Raw genomic sequence first — 15,927 nt, forward strand, 5'->3', positions numbered from 1 at the left:
GCATCCCGAAGCCGCGGCCTCGGGATGCATCGCTCACCCTACTCCTGCTTCTCGGCGGGGACCGCCTGAAGGAACGACGTCAGCGCGGCGTTGAAGGGGCCAGGGCAGTCGAGTTGGAGGATGTGTCCGCACCCCGGGAAGCCCACCAGCTTCGAGCCGGCGATGTGCGCGTGCCCATACTCGAAGATGTCTCGTGAGAAGCCGCCGTGCATGAACGGGTTGGGAATCAACCGGTCGTTCTCGCCGAAGAGGATGAGCGTGGGCGCGGTGATGTGCTGGAGGTTGTCGCGCACGAAGTCATCATGGGCGAGCCCCGACACCGAGCGGACGTTCGCATAGGCATACGCGTCGAACTCGGGCGCCTTGGAGAGGCGCACGCGCTCCTCGATGAGCCACTCCAGCTCCGGCCGCCACTGCTGGAAGTTGGCCTGTCGCACGCTGCCCCAGATGGCGTACTCCGGCGCGGTCTTGATGAACTCCGTGCTCATGACGCGCGCGAACCACGCCTTCTCCTTCGGCGTGAACTTCTCGAAGCCTGCGGGCGACACCAGCACCACTGCCGCCGGCTCGCTCGGGTAGCGAATGGCATACGACAGCACCGTCTGCCCGCCCATGGAGTGCCCCACCAGGATGGGGTGCTCGATGCCCAGCCCCTGGGTCAGCTCGCGCACCGCGTCCGCCATCGCCTCCATGGTGTACGGGAAGGTGCCGGGCTTGTCTGACTTGCCGAAGCCCGGCAGGTCCACCGCGATGACGCGGTAGCCCGCCTGGCTGAGCACATCCAGCTGCGCCTGCCAGAACTTCAGGTAGCTGCCCAAGCCATGGACGAGCACCACGGTGCGCGCGCCGGGCGCGGCGGGCATGTCCACGTAGGCCATCTCGGGCACGCGGGACAGGCCATAGGTGGCCGCCGTCTTCGGCAGGGCCACGCGGTTCAGGGGCCAGGGCTTCTTCGTCTCCGCGGACGAGTAGTCCAGGTCCTGGAACGACAGGGCTGGGGCGCTCGCATAGGAGCGGACGCAGCCGGATGCAGAGGCGAGCCCCGCCGCGAGCAGCAGGGCCTTGAGGGCGCGGGAGGTGCTCATGGTCAGAACGCGTACCAGGTGAAGGTGGTGAAGGCGGCGAAGGGGTTCGTCTTCACCGTGGTGGAGCCGTCATAGAAGCTGCCGCGGAACAGGTAGCCCGCGTGCAGGCCCACCGTCATGAGATAGCGAATCGTGTAGCGGAGCTCCGCGTTCACCTCGGCGCCAATGAAGCGCCCGCGCCGCACCCCCGGGTCCCAGCGCGGCGGCGTGGCGCCCGAGTTGGCCAGGCCCGTGGCCAGCTTGAGGTTGAGCTTGTTGGGAACCACGTCCCACGCGGCGCTCGCGATGCCGGTGCGCAGGCCGTAGCCCTGGTTGGAGATGTCCGTCACCGCGCCCGTGTAGTTGTTCACGGTGCTGGTGAAGGGGAACAGCAGGAGCATCTTGTGGTCGAACCACACCGAGCCCGGCAGACCGTACTGGTTCAGCGTGAAGGCGCCGGTGTAGCGGTCGTCATCCAGGTTGCTGTCGCCGGTGGTGAACATGCCCTCCAGCGTCACCACGTCCGAAGGGCCACGGCCCCACTGGTAGAGCAACTCCAAGTTGGCCGACAGGCCGGAGATATCCACCTTCTTGTTGAAGGTCGTGTCCTCGCGGGCGCTCTTGTAGCTGCCCGCGTTGTACATGACGAAGCCCGAGGCTCCGAAGCGGCCGGTGCGGAAGTCGATGTTGTGGTGGAAGTTCGCGCCCAACCAGAAGACGCTGCCGGTGGGCCGCTCGATGTTGAAGCGCGGCGTGCCCACGAACCCGCCCAGGCCCGTGGACGAGGGACCGCTCTTGACGATTCCTTCATAGGCATACGCGTCGCCCTTGGTGTCATCGCGCATGAACCAGAAGGACAGGCCCACGTTCGTCCCGGGCTGCACCGGGTACGCGTAGTCCGCGGTGAGCAGGTAGATGAACTTGAGGCGAGGGTCGTCCTTGGCCGCCTTGTCCGACTGCGCGCTGCCCAGCGGCAGCAGGCTCAGCTTCGACAGGCCCTTGTAGTTGCTGAACAGCGTCAGGCCCGTGGCGTCGCTGCCCAGGAAGGCCAGCTTGTAACCCGTACGGATGATGTCGTTGAGGGGCGTGCGCGTCGGGTCGAAGATGGAGTCATAGACGGGCTGCGTGCCGATGAGCAGCGTCAGCCGCGCCGGGTTGCGCGTGGGGTACAGCGCGACGTTGACGTTCTTCGTCTGGATGTTGACCTGGTCGGCGTTGAAGCCGCCGCCCTCGTTCTGCTGCGAGGCATTGGCCGCGCGGCCCCAGAGGTAGTCCACCTCGAACTGCGCGCGGAAGGACGCCAGCCCATCCACGAAGGACGGGCTGTACTCGAGGACCGGGATCCAACGCTGCTCGACGTAATACGCCGAGCGCCCCGGCTCCACGCGCACCGCGCTGCCGGCCAATGAGCCGATGGGCCCCAGCGACACGCCCTTGAGGCCCGAGGGGTCACCGATGCTGTTCGTCACCGACAGCCGGGTGAAGAAGTAGTTGATGAGGACGAACTCGCGAGGCTTCGCGTCCTCCTCGCGGTCCTTCGCATCCAACCAGTCGCCGTAATACAACCCCGGCACCGTGGAGGTCTGCGCCACGGCGGGCCATGACAGCCCCGCCAGTCCGAGCGCCACCCAGGCCGCGCTCCGGCGCAATCCCTTGCGTGCTGCGCCCAACCACCCTCCCGACATACGCACCTCGACCCCGCGCGCGGGGCGCTCCTGGCCCCTCACGCCGGGCCGCTCTCACTGGCTTCGAGAAGGGACCGGGGACACCCGCCCCGGTCCCGTGTCTGCTCGCGACTAGTTGATGACGTAGACCTGCACGGCGTTGCCGCTGAAGGCCACGCCCGCCGTCTTCACGCTCTGCGCGCCCACCGCGCCGTCCGCGCAGTGCCAACCCGTGGCCTTGGTCTCGAAGTACAGCTCCATGGAGAGCTTCTTCGCGTCCTCGGAGAAGCGGACCCGGCCCTCCTGCTTGAAGCTGCCGTAGTCCACCAGGACCTCGAAACAGCTCCCGTCCGCGGCGATGTTGCTGATCGTGACCGCCTTGGAGTCGAACGTCAGCGCGTTCTGCGGCGCGTCGTGGTCACAGGTGCTGCCCGGCTTGCCCACGCCCGTGGAGTTGCGAATGGTGCCCGGCGTGCTCGTCACGTGGAAGTTGCCACCGCCCACGCCGATGGAGACCTTCTGGAAACACTGGGTCGCCGAGCCCCAGTCGATGTCCTCGTCAATCGACAAGGGATGGCTGGGGATGTTGGCGCCCTCCATCACGAGCGTCTTGCCCTCCAGGAACGCCAGGATGTTGGCCTGGGTGTCCAGCTTGGGCTTGGTGTCCACCGGCGTCTCGGTCTTGTCATCCCCACAGCCGGCGAGCCCCAGCGTGCACACCATCATCGCGGACCAGAACGTCTTCTTCATGTGAGTGCTCCTCGTAGCTTCCGGCGACAGCGCCGGGGGGTGACAACACAGACGCAAAACTCAGTGCATGGCCGGCGCGGGGCTCGACTCCACCGCGCTTCCGGTCGCGTCCTTCGGGCGCAGCAGGTACACGCCGAGCATCAACACGCCGCCGCCCGCCGCCGTGATGGCGATGACCTCCGACAGCGACAGGTTCGCCTTCTCGTGGAGCGCGGCCATCGCGGTGGGTACGCCCGCCGCGAGGAAGGCCCCCACGTGGTAGACCAGCCCCACGCAGCGCCCCCGCACGTGGGCCGGGAAGATGGACGTGAGCAGCATGGGCGTCACCCCCGTGATGCCCGCGCCCAGCACGCCTCCCGCCAGCGCGCCCAGCCACAGCGCGGACGGCACCAGGCCGACATACAGCGGGATGAAGGGCAGCGACCCCAGCACGGGGATCGCCAGCGCCAGCCCCGGGCCCCGCCGCGCCGCCAGGCTGCCGCAGAAGATGGCGCCCACCAACATCCCGATGTTGAACAGATACAAGAGCGGCGCGAGCTCTTGCTGCGTCATCCCCAACTGCTTCTGGAGCAGCGTGGGATAGAGGCTGGTGTAGCCGTAGTACGAGACGAAGCCGAAGCCGAGCAGCACCGAGGCCCAGACCAACCGGACGCCCAGGCCCTGGCGCACCAGCGACATCAACGAAGGCTCCGGCTGCTTCGACTCGGCCGCCTTCTTCCAGTCCGGGCTCTCCGGCACCCAGAAGCGGATGGGCAGCACCATCAGCGCGGGCGCTGCGGCGAGCAGGAAGAGCGCGCGCCAGCCCCACAGGGGCACCACCACCGCGGCCACCGCCGTGGCGAGCAGGTAACCCACCGCCCAGCTTCCCTGGAGGATGCCGGACGCGATGCCTCGGCTGCGCTCCGGCCAGTTCTCCATCGCGAGCGTGGCGCCGCTCGTCCACTCCGCGCCCATGCCAAAGCCAAACAGCGTGCGCAGCACCAACACCATGGTGAACGAGTGCGAGAACGCCACCGCGCCGTCACACGCGGCGAACCACACCACGGAGATCATCAACGGCAGCTTGCGGCCCCACCGGTCCGACGCCCACCCCGCCACCACGCCGCCCACCAATCGCAACAGCAGCGTGAGGGTGATGGAGAGCGACGTCGCCGTCATCGTCGCGCCGAACTCCTTGGCGATGGCCGGCATGACGAGCAGGAAGATGGTGAAGTCGAACGCGTCGAGAATCCAGCCAATCCACGCCGCCAGGAAGGACATCCACTGGCCCTTCGTGGGCTCCTTCCACCAGGGCATCTGCGCCGGGCTCTGCGTCGTCATGGGGACTCCTGCTTCGCGCGGGTTGCCGCGGCGATGGCCGCCTCGCGCAGCTCGCGCTTGAGAATCTTTCCGGCCGGGGACACCGGCAGGCGCTCGACCAGCTCCACCTGCTTGGGCACCTTGAAGCGGGCCACGCGTCCCCGCACGTGCTCCAGCAGCGCCTCGGGCGAGGCGGCCTGCCCGGGCTTGAGCACCACGAAGGCGCGCCCCACCTCACCCCACTTCGCGTCGGGCACGCCGACGACCGCGCACTGCTGCACGGCGGAGTGCGCGTAGAGCGCGGACTCCAGCTCCAGCGGGTACACGTTCTCTCCACCGGAGATGAACATGTCCTTCTTGCGACCCGCGATGGTGAAGAACCCATCCGCGTCCTGGCTCGCCAGGTCTCCGGTGCGCAGCCACCCATCCGCGCCAATGGCCTCGCGCGTGGCCGCCTCGTCCTCGAAGTAGCCCGAGCACATCGAGGGCCCCTTCAGCCACAGCTCGCCCACCGCGCCCACGGGCACCGTCGAGCCGTGGTCGTCCACCAGCTTCGCGTCGACGAAGTAGTTGGGCCGGCCAATCGAGCCCGCCTTCGACACCGCGAACTCAGGCCCCATGCTGAAGATGCCGGGCCCGAACTCGGTCATCCCAAAGCCTTGCTTGAAGGGCACCGCGTGCACGGCCTGCCACGCCTGGAGCAGCGGAACGGGCAGCGGCGCGCCTCCGCTGGTCATGAAGCGCACGGAGGAGAAATCCGTGCTCCGCCAGCGCGGAGAGTCCAGCAGCTGCTGATACTGCGTGGGCACCGCGAAGAAGAACGTCACCTTCTCGCGGGCGATGAGCGCGAGCAGCTCCTCCGGCTCCCAGCGCCGCATGATGACCACCGTGCCGCCCACGGTGAGCAGCGGCACCGAGTACACGAGCAGCCCCCCCGTGTGGAACATGGGCGTGTGCGTGAGGGTGACGTCGCCCGGACGCAGCTCATGCACCAGCGTGTTGAGCGTGTTCCACGCCACCATGCGGTAGGACACCTGCGCGCCCTTGGAGCGCCCCGTGGTGCCGCCCGTGAACAGCAGACAGACGATGTCCTCCGCGTCCACGGAGGGATTGGACACGGGCGTCGCCGAGGTGTGCGCCAGCACCGCCGCGTAGGCATCCGCGCCCGGCAGGCCCACGGACTCCAGCGCCACCAGCCGCGGCCCGCCGACGACGTGCTCGCGCACGTGCGCCACCGCGTCTCGGAAGTCGTCGCCGAAGAGCAGCACGCTCGGGCGGACGGAGCGCACCAGGTCCGCGAGCTCGGCCGCGTGCAGGCGCCAGTTGTACGGCACGAAGATGGCGCCCAGCTTCCCGCAGGCGAAGAAGGCGTCCAGGTACTCCACGCCGTTGTGCGCCACCAGGCCCACGCGGTCGCCGCGCTTCACGCCGGCCACGTCGCGCAGCCATGCGGCCAGGGCCTCACAGCGCGCGTTCAGGGCGCGGTAGGTGAAGCGGCCCGCGTCGCCTCGGGCCACATCCACCACGGCGAGCTGCTCCGGCCAGTAGAGCGCGCCCCGTCCCATCCAGTCTCCGATGAACATGCGCGTCCGCTCCTTCCGGGTGGGGGTGCTCGAAGGCTCAGGCCGTCCAGCGGTACAGCGCGGAGGCCATGGCGAGTCCGCCGCCGCTGGCACAGAAGGCCACCAGGTCGCCGCGCCGGACCTTGCCCTGGAGGACCGCGTCATCGAGCGTCATGGGGATGCAGGCCGAGCCCGTGTAGCCCCACTTGTCCATCGTGTAGTGGGCCTTGGCCATGGGCTGCTGCATCGCCTTCATGGTGGCCTCGATGGTGCGCAGGTTGAGCTGCGTGAAGACGAACAGCTTCACGTCATCCAGCGACTGGTCCGCGCGCTTGAGGAGTTGGTCCAACAGCATGGGCCAGCGCTCGGTATTGAAGGTCGCGGGGAACTTGCGGACGAACTGCACCGCGGGCTTGCCGCCGGTGAGCGCCAGCGACTCGGCGGTGGCCGGGCGGTGCGTGCCGCCCGTGTAGATGCCGAGCGCGTCGTGGTACTCGCCGTTGGCCAACAGCCTGGCGCCCAGGAAGCCGGGCGTGGTGCCCGCGCCCAGCACCACCGCGCCCGCGCCATCCGCGAACAGGGTGCAGGTCTTCTTGTCCTTCCAGTTGATGTAGCGGCTCATCCCGTAGGCGCCCACCACGAGGATGCGGCGGTAGCTGTCGTCCGCGGCGATCGTCTTGGAGCCCACGTCGAGCGCCGTCACCCAGCCGGCGCACGCCGCGTTGATGTCATACGTGCCCGCGTTGGCCGCGCCCAGCTTCGCCTGCACCACGGACGCGGTGCCGGGGCTCAGATAGTCCGGCGTGTCCGTGGAGACGATGATGAGGTCCAGGTCGCTCGCGGTGACACCGGCGCGCTCCATGGCCTGGCGCGCGGCGGCCACGCACAGGTCGCTGGTCGCCTGGTCGTCCGCCATGTGGCGGCGCTCCTTGATGCCCACGTTCTGCTGGAGCCACTCGTCCACCGGCTCGCCGAGAATCTTCTCGACGTCCGCGTTGGTGATGAGCTTCTCGGGGACGTAGCGACCAGTGGAGAGGATCTGCGCGTATCGCATGAGAGGGTTCAGCTCCGGGCGCCGCGCGCGGGTCGGCGGGCGGCGGGACGCAAGGTGTTCTTCAACGTCTGCTTCTTCTTCGGCGGAGACTTCTCGACGCGAGCCTGGAGGCCGTGGCGGATGAGGGTCATGGCCGTGTCGAGCACGCGCTCCAGGCCCGGGTCCTCCTCCCACATCACCCACCGCATCCCCAGGAAGTCGCCAATGCCCATCAGGCAGTACGCCAGGGCCTCGGCGTCCATCTGCCTCACCTCGCCGTCCTCCATGGCGCGCGTGAGGCCGCGCACGTAGCCCTTGGCGAAGCGGTCGTAGTAGCGGCGGTAGCAGGCCTCATCCACGAACTCCGCCTGGCGCACCACGCGGTAGAGGTTCGGGTGCTGGCGCGCGAACTGGAAGAACGCGCGCAGGCCCTCGCGCTCGGTGTCCATCCGATTGTCGCAGGCCACGGTGGACTCCGCGATGAGCCGCCGCAGCCGCGCGCCCAGCTCGTCCACCACCTCGACGAAGATGGACTGCTTGTCCGGGAAGTACACGTAGAACGTCCCGAGCGCGACTCCACCCTTGCGCGTGATGTCCGCGATGGACGCACGCTCGTAGCCCTTCTCACCAAAGACCGACTCGGCGGCCTTGAGCAGCTTCTGCCGCGTCCGCTGACCTCGCGGCGTGACGGGAACCCGCTCCTGGGAAGTTGAAGGCCGATTCATGTTTCACCTACCGGTAGCATTCGTTTGACAGCCTTGTCAAAAGACAGACGATGACCTTCCGCGTCAAGGATTCACACCAACGCGGGGCGTCAGCGACTCACGGTGAGTCGCGTGCAAGCGTGGCCGCGACGTCACGACCCGATGCTCCGCGGCGTGGGGCTCCTCGCGCATCCGTGCGCGTCACTCGACGCCTCGGGGCGCTCGGTGGTTCGATGCGCGCCTCGTCCCTGGGAGTCCCGTCACGATGAAGCGTCCGTTTCCCCTGAAGCTCCTGCTGCTCTCCGTGCTGCTCGGCGTGGGCTGCGCCACCGCGCCTCGCGCCGTGCCGGACTCCGCGCCCGAACCCAAGCAGCGGGCCATGCTGTGGGAGGTGAGAGGCCCCAGCGGCGCCACCGCCTACGTGGTCGGCTCCGTCCACGTCGCCAAGGACGGACAGCTCGAGCTGCCTGGCTCCATGGAGAGCGCCTTCTCACGCGCGGACACGCTCGTGGTGGAGTTGGACAGCACCGCGATCGACAAGACCGAGATGCAGCAGCTCGTTCAGCGCCACGGCATGCTGCCGCGCGGCCAGCGCTTGTCCGAGCACATCGAGCCCGAGACGAACGCGCTGCTCGTCCCCGCGCTCTTGCGCGTGGGCATCCCTCGCTCGACCCTGGAGCCCATGCGGCCGTGGCTCGTGTCCCTCACGCTCACCATGGTGGGGCTGATGCGCGCGGGCTATGACGGGAACAAGGGCGTGGACCAGACCTTCTTGAAGCGGGCGCACGCCGCGTCGGACTCGGGGCTGCGCGGCAAGGACATCATCCCGCTGGAGACCGCCGAGCAGCAGCTCATGCTCCTCGCCGGAGTGCCCGAGCCGCTACAGGACCTGATGCTGCGCGAGCAGTTGCAGAACGACGAGGAGCAGACCACCGCGTACTTCGAGAAGATGATGGGCCTGTGGAACGAAGGCGACGCGGCGGGGCTGGCCGCGATGATCTTCCCCTCGTCCGCGGATCCGAAGTACCAGCCCGTCTACGAAGAGGTGTACTTCAAGCGCAACGAGCGCATGGCGCACCGCCTGGATGGACTGCTGCGCGAGCAGCCGCGCACGCACTTCGTCGTGGTGGGCGCGGGCCACGTGGTGGGGCCGCGAGGCATCCCCGCCCTGCTCAAGGCGCAAGGCTACGAGGTGCGCCAGCTCGGGCGCGACTGACGAGCTGCCGCGAGGGCGGTGGGCGCGCTATGAAGGCTCCTTCGCGACCTCCCAGGAGCCTTCAGCGTGACGAGCCTCAAAGGAAAGACCCTCTTCATCACCGGCGCCAGCCGGGGCATCGGCAAGGCCATCGCGCTGCGCGCGGCACGTGACGGCGCCAACATCGCCATCATCGCCAAGACGACCGAGCCGCACCCGAAGCTGCCCGGCACCATCTACACGGCGGCCGAGGAGATCGAGCAGGCGGGAGGCAAGGCCCTGCCCTGCGCCGTGGACATCCGTGACGAGCAGGCCGTGGCCGCCGCCGTGGCCAGGACGGTGGAGACGTTCGGCGGCATCGACATCCTCGTGAACAACGCGAGCGCCATCAGCCTCACGGGCACGCTGGAGACGCCCATGAAGCGCTATGACCTCATGCACGGCATCAACACGCGCGGCACGTTCGTCTGCTCGCAGGCGTGCATCCCGCACCTCAAGCGCTCCAGCAATCCGCACATCCTCAACAACTCGCCGCCGCTCAACATGGAGCCCCGCTGGTTCGGGCCTCACGTCGCGTACACCATGGCCAAGTTCGGCATGAGCATGTGCGTGCTCGGCATGGCGGATGAGCTCAAGTCCGACGGCATCGCGGTCAACGCCATCTGGCCGCGCACCGTCATCGCGACCGCCGCCGTGCAGAACCTGCTCGGCGGCGACGAGACCCTCCGCGGCTGCCGCAGCCCGGAGATCATGGCGGACGCCGCCTACGCCATCCTCACCAAGCCCAGCCGCGAGTTCACCGGCAACTTCTGCATCGACGAGGACGTCCTGCGCGGCGTGGGCGTCACCCAGTTCGACAAGTACCAGATGGTCCCCGGCGCCGAGCTGCTCCCCGACTACTTCATCTGAGCCGCCAGCGCTGAACCGCCGCGCGCGAGGCCCCTCCCGGAAGCGACTGCTGGGCGGGCCTCGTGAGCGCGCACTCGCCGCACCGCCGTCCCCGAGCGAGGAGCCGCAGGCCCTCCCCCACCGCGCCAGCCTCCCCATCAGGTCGCTGACGCGCCGTCAGGCCGCAGGCCCCACGTCGTCCGCCCCCGCCGCCCTTCCACTGCCTGAGACATTTCACCCGGATTTTATTGCCCGGGGGATTTTATCCGGGTAAATACTGCGAGCCGGACGAACATGAGGCACCCCACCCACATGGACGCACCTCCCTTCCCTGATTGCACGGCCTTCGCCGGGCCTCGCCGCATCGCCTCGGGCGACCTGCTGCGCGTGGCGCTGAGGACGAAAGAGGTCCTCGACCAGGGGGAGCAGGCCCCGGTCCTCATCTTCGACGAGACGACCGGCGAGGCCATCGACGTGGACTTCCGCGGCGAGGCCGACGAGGTGGCCAGGCGCCTGACCGAGCGGTTCGGCGCGCGGCCCGCCCCGGAACCCCGGCCGGAGACGCCCCGGGGCCCCGGCCGCCCGAAGCTGGGCGTGGTGGCCCGTGAGGTCACCCTGCTCCCCCGCCACTGGGAATGGCTGAGCAGCCAGCCCGGCGGCGCCTCCGTCACCCTCCGCAAGCTGGTGGAGGAGGCCCGGCGCACCCACGCGGGCAAGGATCGGATCCGCCAGGCGCAGGAGGCCACCTACCGCTTCATGCAGGCCCTGGCCGGCAACCTCGTGGGCTTCGAGGAGGCCACCCGAGCCCTCTTCGCCAGCAACCCTCAGCGCTTCGACTCCCTCATCCACACCTGGCCCGAAGACATCCAGGTGCACGCCCGCAAGCTCGCGGCCCCTGCCTTCCAGACCACCGCGCCCTCGGAGACCCCAACGTGACGCCCTCGTCGCCCCCCACGTGGAAGACGTTCCTCGCCTTCCTCGGCCCCTTGATGTTGAGCAACGTCCTGCAGTCCCTCTCGGGAACCCTGAACAACGTCTATCTGGGCCAGATGCTCGGGGTGCAGGCGCTCGCCGCGGTGACGGCGTTCTTCCCGGTCCTGTTCTTCTTCATCTCGTTCATCATCGGGCTGGGCGCGGGCGCCTCGGTGCTCATCGGCCAGGCCTACGGCGCGCGCAACCCCGAGCGGGTCAAGGCCATCGCGGGCACGGCGCTGTCCGTCACCTTGATGGCGGGCTTCGTGGTGGCGCTCTTCGGCGGCACGTTCACGCAAGTGCTGCTGACGTCGCTGGGCACGCCCGCCAACATCCTCCCTGACGCCACGGCCTACGCGCGGGTGATGTTGCTGTCCATGCCCGCCATGTTCACGTTCCTGCTCCTCACCGCGATGATGCGCGGCGTGGGGGACACCGTGACGCCCCTGCTCGCGCTCATCCTGGCGACGGTGATTGGCCTGCTCGTGACGCCGGCGCTCATCCGCGGCTGGGCCGGACTGCCCATGCTGGGCGTCCGCGCGGGCGCGTATGCCTCCATCATCAGCGCGTTCGTGACGGTGGTCTGGCTCGCGTTCTACATGCGCCGGCGCAAGCACCCGCTGGCGCCGGACGCCACCCTCGCGCGCCACATGTGGATCGACTGGAACATCCTCAAGACGGTGCTGCGCATCGGCGTGCCCAGCGGCGTGCAGATGATCGTGCTCTCGCTGTCGGAGCTGGCCGTGCTGTCGCTGGTCAACCGCTTCGGCTCGGACGCCACGGCGGCCTACGGCGCGGTCACCCAGGTGCTGAGCTACGTGCAGTTCCCGGCCATCTCCATCACCATCACCGTCTCCGTGTTCGGCGCCCAGGCCATTGGCGGCGGCCACGTGGACCGGCTGGGGGGCATCACCCGCACGGGCGTCCTGCTCAACCTGGTCATCACCGGTGGACTCGTGGCGCTGACCTCGCTCGGCGCGCGCACCCTCGTCGGGTTCTTCATCACCAACCCGGAGGTGGTCGAGATGGCGGTGGGCCTGCTGCACATCGTCCTGTGGAGCTCCGTCGTCTTCGGACTGGCCGGCGTGTTCTCCGGCATGATGCGCGCCAGCGGCACGGTGCTGGCCCCGACCGCCATCTCCATCTTCGCCATCCTCGCCGTCGAGATCCCCGTCGCCTACGTGCTCAGCGGGCGCATGGGCCTCAACGGCATCTGGATGGCGTATCCGGTGGCCTTCGCCACCATGCTCATCCTGCAGGCCACGTACTACCGGATGGTGTGGAGCCGGCGCGCCATCCAGCGGCTCGTCTGAGCGACGCGGTCAGCCGAGCAGCGCGGCGATGATGGCGATGGCGGGAGGCCCCGCCTGCATCATCGCCGCGCGCAGGAACCGGCGGTCGCTGCTCAACAGCACGGCCCCCGCGCCCACCATGACGGCCATGGAGAAGAGCACCAGCGTGCGCCCCTGAACCACCGCCCCCGCGAGCACCGCGCCCACGCCCACCAGCGCGCCCACCGCGAGGAAGAGGTTGTAGAAGCCCTGGTTGTAGGCCATGCGGCTCAGCGTGTCGGCATCCGCCTGAGAGGCGATGCCAAAGCGCTTCCACGTCGCGGGCTTCCGCCACAGCACGCTCTCGAACACGAAGAACAGGATGTGAAGCAGGGCGGCAAGCCCCGTCGCGACCAGGGACACGGCGAGAAGGACGGACACGGCGGAATCTCCAGGGTGGCGAAAGTGTATGTGTACCGGTCGATACAGTTTACCGGGACCATGGAGCATCCGGTACGGTCCCGTCAACAGGAGCGGGCAAGGAGCGAGCATGGCGCGCACGCGCACCTTCAATACGGATGAGGCCGTTCGCGCGGCGCGGGACCTCTTCTGGGAGCGCGGCTACGAGGCGACGTCGCTGGCGGACCTGGAGGAGGCCACGGGGCTGGGGCGCTCCAGCCTCTATCAAGCGTTCGGCAGCAAGCGCGGCCTCTATGATGCCGCCGTCGAGCACTACCTGCGGCACGTCATCGCGCCGCTCATCACGCCGCTCGAGGCGCCGGGCGCCACGCACCAGGACGTCGTGGGCTACTTCCGGACCCTCGCCGGACTGCTGTCGCGCCAGCTCAACCTGGGCGTCGGGCGCGGCTGCCTCATCCTGCAGACGACCAGCGAGCTGGCGGTGCGGGACGCCGCGGCCCGTGAGGTCGGGCGCACGTACCGAGCGCGCCTGCTGGCGGCGTTCCTCCATGCCCTCACCCCGCCGCGCGGCGCGGGGACGGACGCGGCCCGAGCCACGCGGGAGCGCCGCGGCCAGCTCCTGGTTGGCGCCGTCACGGCCATCCTGGTCACCACGCGCATCGACCTGAAAGCGGCGCTCGCGCTGTGCCAGGCCACACTCGCGGAGGTCGACGCCTGGGCCTGACCGGCCGCCGCCCGGACGGGTGAACGGGAGAGCCAGACCTTGCGGCCCTCGCCCGCCGAGCCGACCTCAAGGGGAGAACTCCTGCTTCTCCCACGACGAGGGACCGCCATGGCCACCATCGACAACGCCGCCATCCTCCGAGACATCTACCAGGCCTTCAACGAGAAGGACGTGAAGCGCGTGGGCGCGCGGGCCTCCCCTGACGCGCGCATCGTCCGCGTGCCCTCGGGCGAATCGCTGGGCGTCATCGAGGACTTCCAGGGCTGGGCCACCGCCTTCCCGGACGGTCAGGTCGAGGTCACCCAGATGGTGGCCCAGGGCGACTGCGTGGTGGCGGAGATCATCGGGCGGGGCACGCACCAGGGGCCGCTCAGCAGCCCCCAGGGCCCCATCGCCCCCACGCAGCGCCGCGTGGAGATGCGGCTGGTGGACGTCTACTTCTTCCGAGACGGCAAGGTCACCGGCGGGCGCACATACTTCGACGCGATGAGCCTCATGCGGCAGCTCGGCCTGCTGCGCGCGCCCGAGGCCCCCGCGCCCACGGCCTCCGAGCCACGCCCCGAGGCCCGACACTGAGCCGCGCCGCGCGAGGGCGTCTCGGCTAGAAACGGATCCATGACCTCCCCTGCCGTTCGCCCGACTCCGTACCAGCTCCGCACCCCTCGCCTGCTCCTGCGCTGCGTGTCTCCCTCGGACGCGGAGGCGCGCAAGGAGGCCTTCGACTCCAGCGGCACCCACCTGGACCACCTGTTCCCCCCGCCCCCCGAGGGACGCCTGACGCTGGACGCGCACGCCGCCATCCTGCGTCGGTACCGAGGGAGCTTCGACCTGGACCAGGACCGCTTCTACGGCGCCTTCGACCCGACCACGGGCAAGCTCCTGGGCGAGACGGGCGTGCTGCGCCGCGCCGGCATCCGCGCGCTGGAGCTGTCGTACTGGCTGCGACGCGACGCGGTGGGACAGGGCTACGCCGTGGAGATGGCGCGGGCGATGATGAAGGTCGCCTTCGTGTTCGACCAGGCGACCCGCATGGACCTCACCTGCGATGTGGCCAACACGCAGAGCGCCGGGGTGGCCCACCGCCTGGGCTTCACCCTGGAGGGACGCCTGCGCGACCGTCAGCTCGCGCCCCACCACAAGCGCGGCGACATCCTGTGCTTCACGCTGCTCGACACCGAGTACGCGAAGGAGCCCGCGCACCATCTGCCCATCGAGGCCTTCGACCTGCTGGGCCGTCGCATCGACTGAGTCAGGTCGCGGCCACCCGCCAACGCCAGCCGTTCACATCCTCCAGCCGCGGCACGGAGAGCTGGAGGGTGAGCAGGTCGCCGGCCCGCACCGTCTGAGGCTCCACGCGCAGCAGCATCATCCCCCAGTGCGTGCGCGGCGAGCCCGGTCCGGTGTCGAACGCGTTGTGCTCATCGAACGCGGCGCGGAAGTACACGACGAACCCGTCCAGCATCCCGCCCAGCCGGACCTCGCGGCGGTAGGAGAGCGAGGTCGGAAGCTGCTCGGCGTCCAAGGTGTCCAGGTCCACCGACAGCACGGGGGCAGGCTTGCAGAGGAGCGCCTCCACCTCGTTCTGCCGGATGAGCTTGCGGAAGTACGAGGGCGGCAGCGACGTGTACCGCGAGCGCAGGCTGGAGAAGTCCACCGGCCCCACCTTCTGCGTCCAGAGGAAGGGCGTGCGGAACTCGGGCCGCAGGCAGACGGGCTCGACGAAGAGCTGGAAGCGCGCGGGCAGGATGCGCCCCTTCGGCTTGAGCAGCCGCGCCCGCGCGTCCATCAGGTTCTCCACCAGCCGCTCGTTGAAGAGCGCGTCCCCCAACTGCTCGTGGATGATGACGTCCACCTTCTGGGGCAGCACCAACCGCTGGCTGTGCATGCGGTGGAAGTGGATGCGCCGGGCCAGTCCGTTCGCCTCCGCCACCGACTGCGCCGCGGCGATGATGGGCGAGTGGTCCACCGCGTGGACCTCGGCGCCTTGGGCGGCGCACAACAGGGCGAGCACTCCGTTGCCCGTCCCCAGGTCCAGCACCGTCTGCCCCGGCATGACGTGCTCGGTGATGGCCCTCTGGTAGGCCGTCATCCGCACCCGGTCCGCCAGCATCCGGTCGTGCTCGTAATAGTCGGCGAACTCGCGGGCATTGAGCGCCTTGTCATAGGCGTTGCGAAGCCCGGGCATCCGCACGAGGCGATCCTTGAGCTCCACCAACACCTTCATCGGGACATCCACCAGGTCGAACATGGCCGCGACACGTAGGGCCGACGACTGCCTGGCGGAAGGGCTCGCGAGGGTGGCTGCCCATCCGTGAACAGGCCATGTGTCGCCTGACCGCCGCGGCGCCGTGCGCACGCCCTCGCCCAAATCCCTGGAGCGC

16 protein-coding genes are annotated in these 15,927 nt (G+C 69.1%); 7 read left to right on the forward strand and 9 right to left on the reverse strand.

What is annotated here, in order from left to right:
- Nucleotides 1-38 precede the first annotated feature (38 nt).
- The 7 genes from KRR26_RS30825 to KRR26_RS30855 form a co-directional block, all read right to left on the reverse strand.
- Nucleotides 39-1,085, reverse strand: a complete 1,047-nt coding sequence (locus KRR26_RS30825) for an alpha/beta fold hydrolase (protein ID WP_120207225.1) — start codon at nt 1,083-1,085, stop codon at nt 39-41.
- A gap of 2 nt (nt 1,086-1,087) precedes the next feature.
- Nucleotides 1,088-2,734: a hypothetical protein gene (locus KRR26_RS30830; RefSeq protein WP_236069360.1), complete on the reverse strand. Its 1,647-nt coding sequence runs from the start codon at nt 2,732-2,734 to the stop codon at nt 1,088-1,090.
- Nucleotides 2,735-2,860: 126 nt separating this feature from the next.
- Nucleotides 2,861-3,478: a hypothetical protein gene (locus tag KRR26_RS30835; protein ID WP_120207222.1), complete on the reverse strand. Its 618-nt coding sequence runs from the start codon at nt 3,476-3,478 to the stop codon at nt 2,861-2,863.
- A gap of 60 nt (nt 3,479-3,538) precedes the next feature.
- Complete coding sequence (locus KRR26_RS30840; protein ID WP_120207220.1) at nt 3,539-4,798, reverse strand: MFS transporter; 1,260 nt, start codon at nt 4,796-4,798, stop codon at nt 3,539-3,541.
- Nucleotides 4,795-6,360, reverse strand: coding sequence for an acyl-CoA synthetase (locus KRR26_RS30845; RefSeq protein ID WP_217081557.1), 1,566 nt, complete (start codon nt 6,358-6,360; stop codon nt 4,795-4,797). Before KRR26_RS30845 ends, KRR26_RS30840 begins: the two co-directional genes overlap by 4 nt.
- 37 nt (nt 6,361-6,397) lie before the next feature.
- The gene (locus KRR26_RS30850) at nt 6,398-7,393 is read right to left on the reverse strand and encodes a 3-oxoacyl-ACP synthase III family protein (protein ID WP_120207216.1); all 996 of its coding nucleotides are present in this window, start codon (nt 7,391-7,393) and stop codon (nt 6,398-6,400) included.
- An 8-nt stretch (nt 7,394-7,401) separates the two neighbouring features.
- The gene (locus KRR26_RS30855) at nt 7,402-8,097 is read right to left on the reverse strand and encodes a TetR/AcrR family transcriptional regulator (protein WP_120207215.1); all 696 of its coding nucleotides are present in this window, start codon (nt 8,095-8,097) and stop codon (nt 7,402-7,404) included.
- 244 nt (nt 8,098-8,341) lie between these two features.
- On the opposite strand from KRR26_RS30855, the gene KRR26_RS30860 reads away from it, so the two are divergent.
- The 4 genes from KRR26_RS30860 (at nt 8,342) to KRR26_RS30875 (ending at nt 12,444) form a co-directional block, all read left to right on the forward strand.
- Complete coding sequence (locus KRR26_RS30860) at nt 8,342-9,292, forward strand: TraB/GumN family protein (RefSeq protein ID WP_217081558.1); 951 nt, start codon at nt 8,342-8,344, stop codon at nt 9,290-9,292.
- Between the two features lie 66 nt (nt 9,293-9,358).
- On the forward strand, nt 9,359-10,180 hold the full coding sequence (locus KRR26_RS30865) for an SDR family oxidoreductase (protein WP_120207211.1): 822 nt from the start codon (nt 9,359-9,361) through the stop codon (nt 10,178-10,180).
- A gap of 291 nt (nt 10,181-10,471) precedes the next feature.
- Entirely contained in the window at nt 10,472-11,095 is a 624-nt protein-coding gene (locus tag KRR26_RS30870; protein ID WP_236069361.1) for a DUF2239 family protein, read from the forward strand.
- Nucleotides 11,092-12,444 (forward strand): MATE family efflux transporter, encoded by a 1,353-nt coding sequence (locus KRR26_RS30875; RefSeq protein WP_217081560.1) that lies wholly within the window; start codon nt 11,092-11,094, stop codon nt 12,442-12,444. The genes KRR26_RS30870 and KRR26_RS30875 overlap by 4 nt, the downstream gene beginning before the upstream one ends.
- A 9-nt stretch (nt 12,445-12,453) precedes the next feature.
- Here KRR26_RS30875 and KRR26_RS30880 read toward each other — a convergent pair whose 3' ends face one another.
- Nucleotides 12,454-12,843 carry a DUF1304 domain-containing protein gene (locus KRR26_RS30880; protein ID WP_328707240.1) on the reverse strand — a complete coding sequence of 130 codons (390 nt, stop codon included), beginning with the start codon at nt 12,841-12,843 and terminating at the stop codon, nt 12,454-12,456.
- Nucleotides 12,844-12,952: 109 nt separating this feature from the next.
- On the opposite strand from KRR26_RS30880, the gene KRR26_RS30885 reads away from it, so the two are divergent.
- The 3 genes from KRR26_RS30885 (at nt 12,953) to KRR26_RS30895 (ending at nt 14,794) form a co-directional block, all read left to right on the forward strand.
- Entirely contained in the window at nt 12,953-13,546 is a 594-nt protein-coding gene (locus KRR26_RS30885) for a TetR/AcrR family transcriptional regulator (protein WP_120207206.1), read from the forward strand.
- Nucleotides 13,547-13,654: 108 nt separating this feature from the next.
- The gene (locus tag KRR26_RS30890) at nt 13,655-14,122 is read left to right on the forward strand and encodes an ester cyclase (protein ID WP_120207204.1); all 468 of its coding nucleotides are present in this window, start codon (nt 13,655-13,657) and stop codon (nt 14,120-14,122) included.
- A gap of 39 nt (nt 14,123-14,161) precedes the next feature.
- Nucleotides 14,162-14,794: a GNAT family N-acetyltransferase gene (locus KRR26_RS30895; protein WP_120207202.1), complete on the forward strand. Its 633-nt coding sequence runs from the start codon at nt 14,162-14,164 to the stop codon at nt 14,792-14,794.
- Nucleotide 14,795: 1 nt separating this feature from the next.
- On the opposite strand, the gene KRR26_RS30900 is transcribed toward KRR26_RS30895, so the two are convergent.
- Nucleotides 14,796-15,794, reverse strand: coding sequence for a methyltransferase domain-containing protein (locus KRR26_RS30900; protein WP_158611508.1), 999 nt, complete (start codon nt 15,792-15,794; stop codon nt 14,796-14,798).
- Nucleotides 15,795-15,927 lie beyond the last annotated feature (133 nt).

It is taken from the genome of Citreicoccus inhibens (assembly GCF_019039035.1).
Classification (GTDB): Bacteria; Myxococcota; Myxococcia; order Myxococcales; family Myxococcaceae; genus Citreicoccus; species Citreicoccus inhibens.

Bases quoted from the DNA above. Each gene is read 5' to 3' on its own strand.
- KRR26_RS30825 (WP_120207225.1), bottom strand. From the start codon at position 1,085: ATGAGCACCTCCCGCGCCCTCAAGGCCCTGCTGCTCGCGGCGGGGCTC.
- KRR26_RS30835 (WP_120207222.1), bottom strand. From the start codon at position 3,478: ATGAAGAAGACGTTCTGGTCCGCGATGATGGTGTGCACGCTGGGGCTC.
- KRR26_RS30840 (WP_120207220.1), bottom strand. From the start codon at position 4,798: ATGACGACGCAGAGCCCGGCGCAGATGCCCTGGTGGAAGGAGCCCACG.
- KRR26_RS30845 (WP_217081557.1), bottom strand. From the start codon at position 6,360: ATGTTCATCGGAGACTGGATGGGACGGGGCGCGCTCTACTGGCCGGAG.
- KRR26_RS30850 (WP_120207216.1), bottom strand. From the start codon at position 7,393: ATGCGATACGCGCAGATCCTCTCCACTGGTCGCTACGTCCCCGAGAAG.
- KRR26_RS30855 (WP_120207215.1), bottom strand. From the start codon at position 8,097: ATGAATCGGCCTTCAACTTCCCAGGAGCGGGTTCCCGTCACGCCGCGA.
- KRR26_RS30860 (WP_217081558.1), top strand. From the start codon at position 8,342: ATGAAGCGTCCGTTTCCCCTGAAGCTCCTGCTGCTCTCCGTGCTGCTC.
- KRR26_RS30870 (WP_236069361.1), top strand. From the start codon at position 10,472: ATGGACGCACCTCCCTTCCCTGATTGCACGGCCTTCGCCGGGCCTCGC.
- KRR26_RS30885 (WP_120207206.1), top strand. From the start codon at position 12,953: ATGGCGCGCACGCGCACCTTCAATACGGATGAGGCCGTTCGCGCGGCG.
- KRR26_RS30890 (WP_120207204.1), top strand. From the start codon at position 13,655: ATGGCCACCATCGACAACGCCGCCATCCTCCGAGACATCTACCAGGCC.
- KRR26_RS30895 (WP_120207202.1), top strand. From the start codon at position 14,162: ATGACCTCCCCTGCCGTTCGCCCGACTCCGTACCAGCTCCGCACCCCT.
- KRR26_RS30900 (WP_158611508.1), bottom strand. From the start codon at position 15,794: ATGTTCGACCTGGTGGATGTCCCGATGAAGGTGTTGGTGGAGCTCAAG.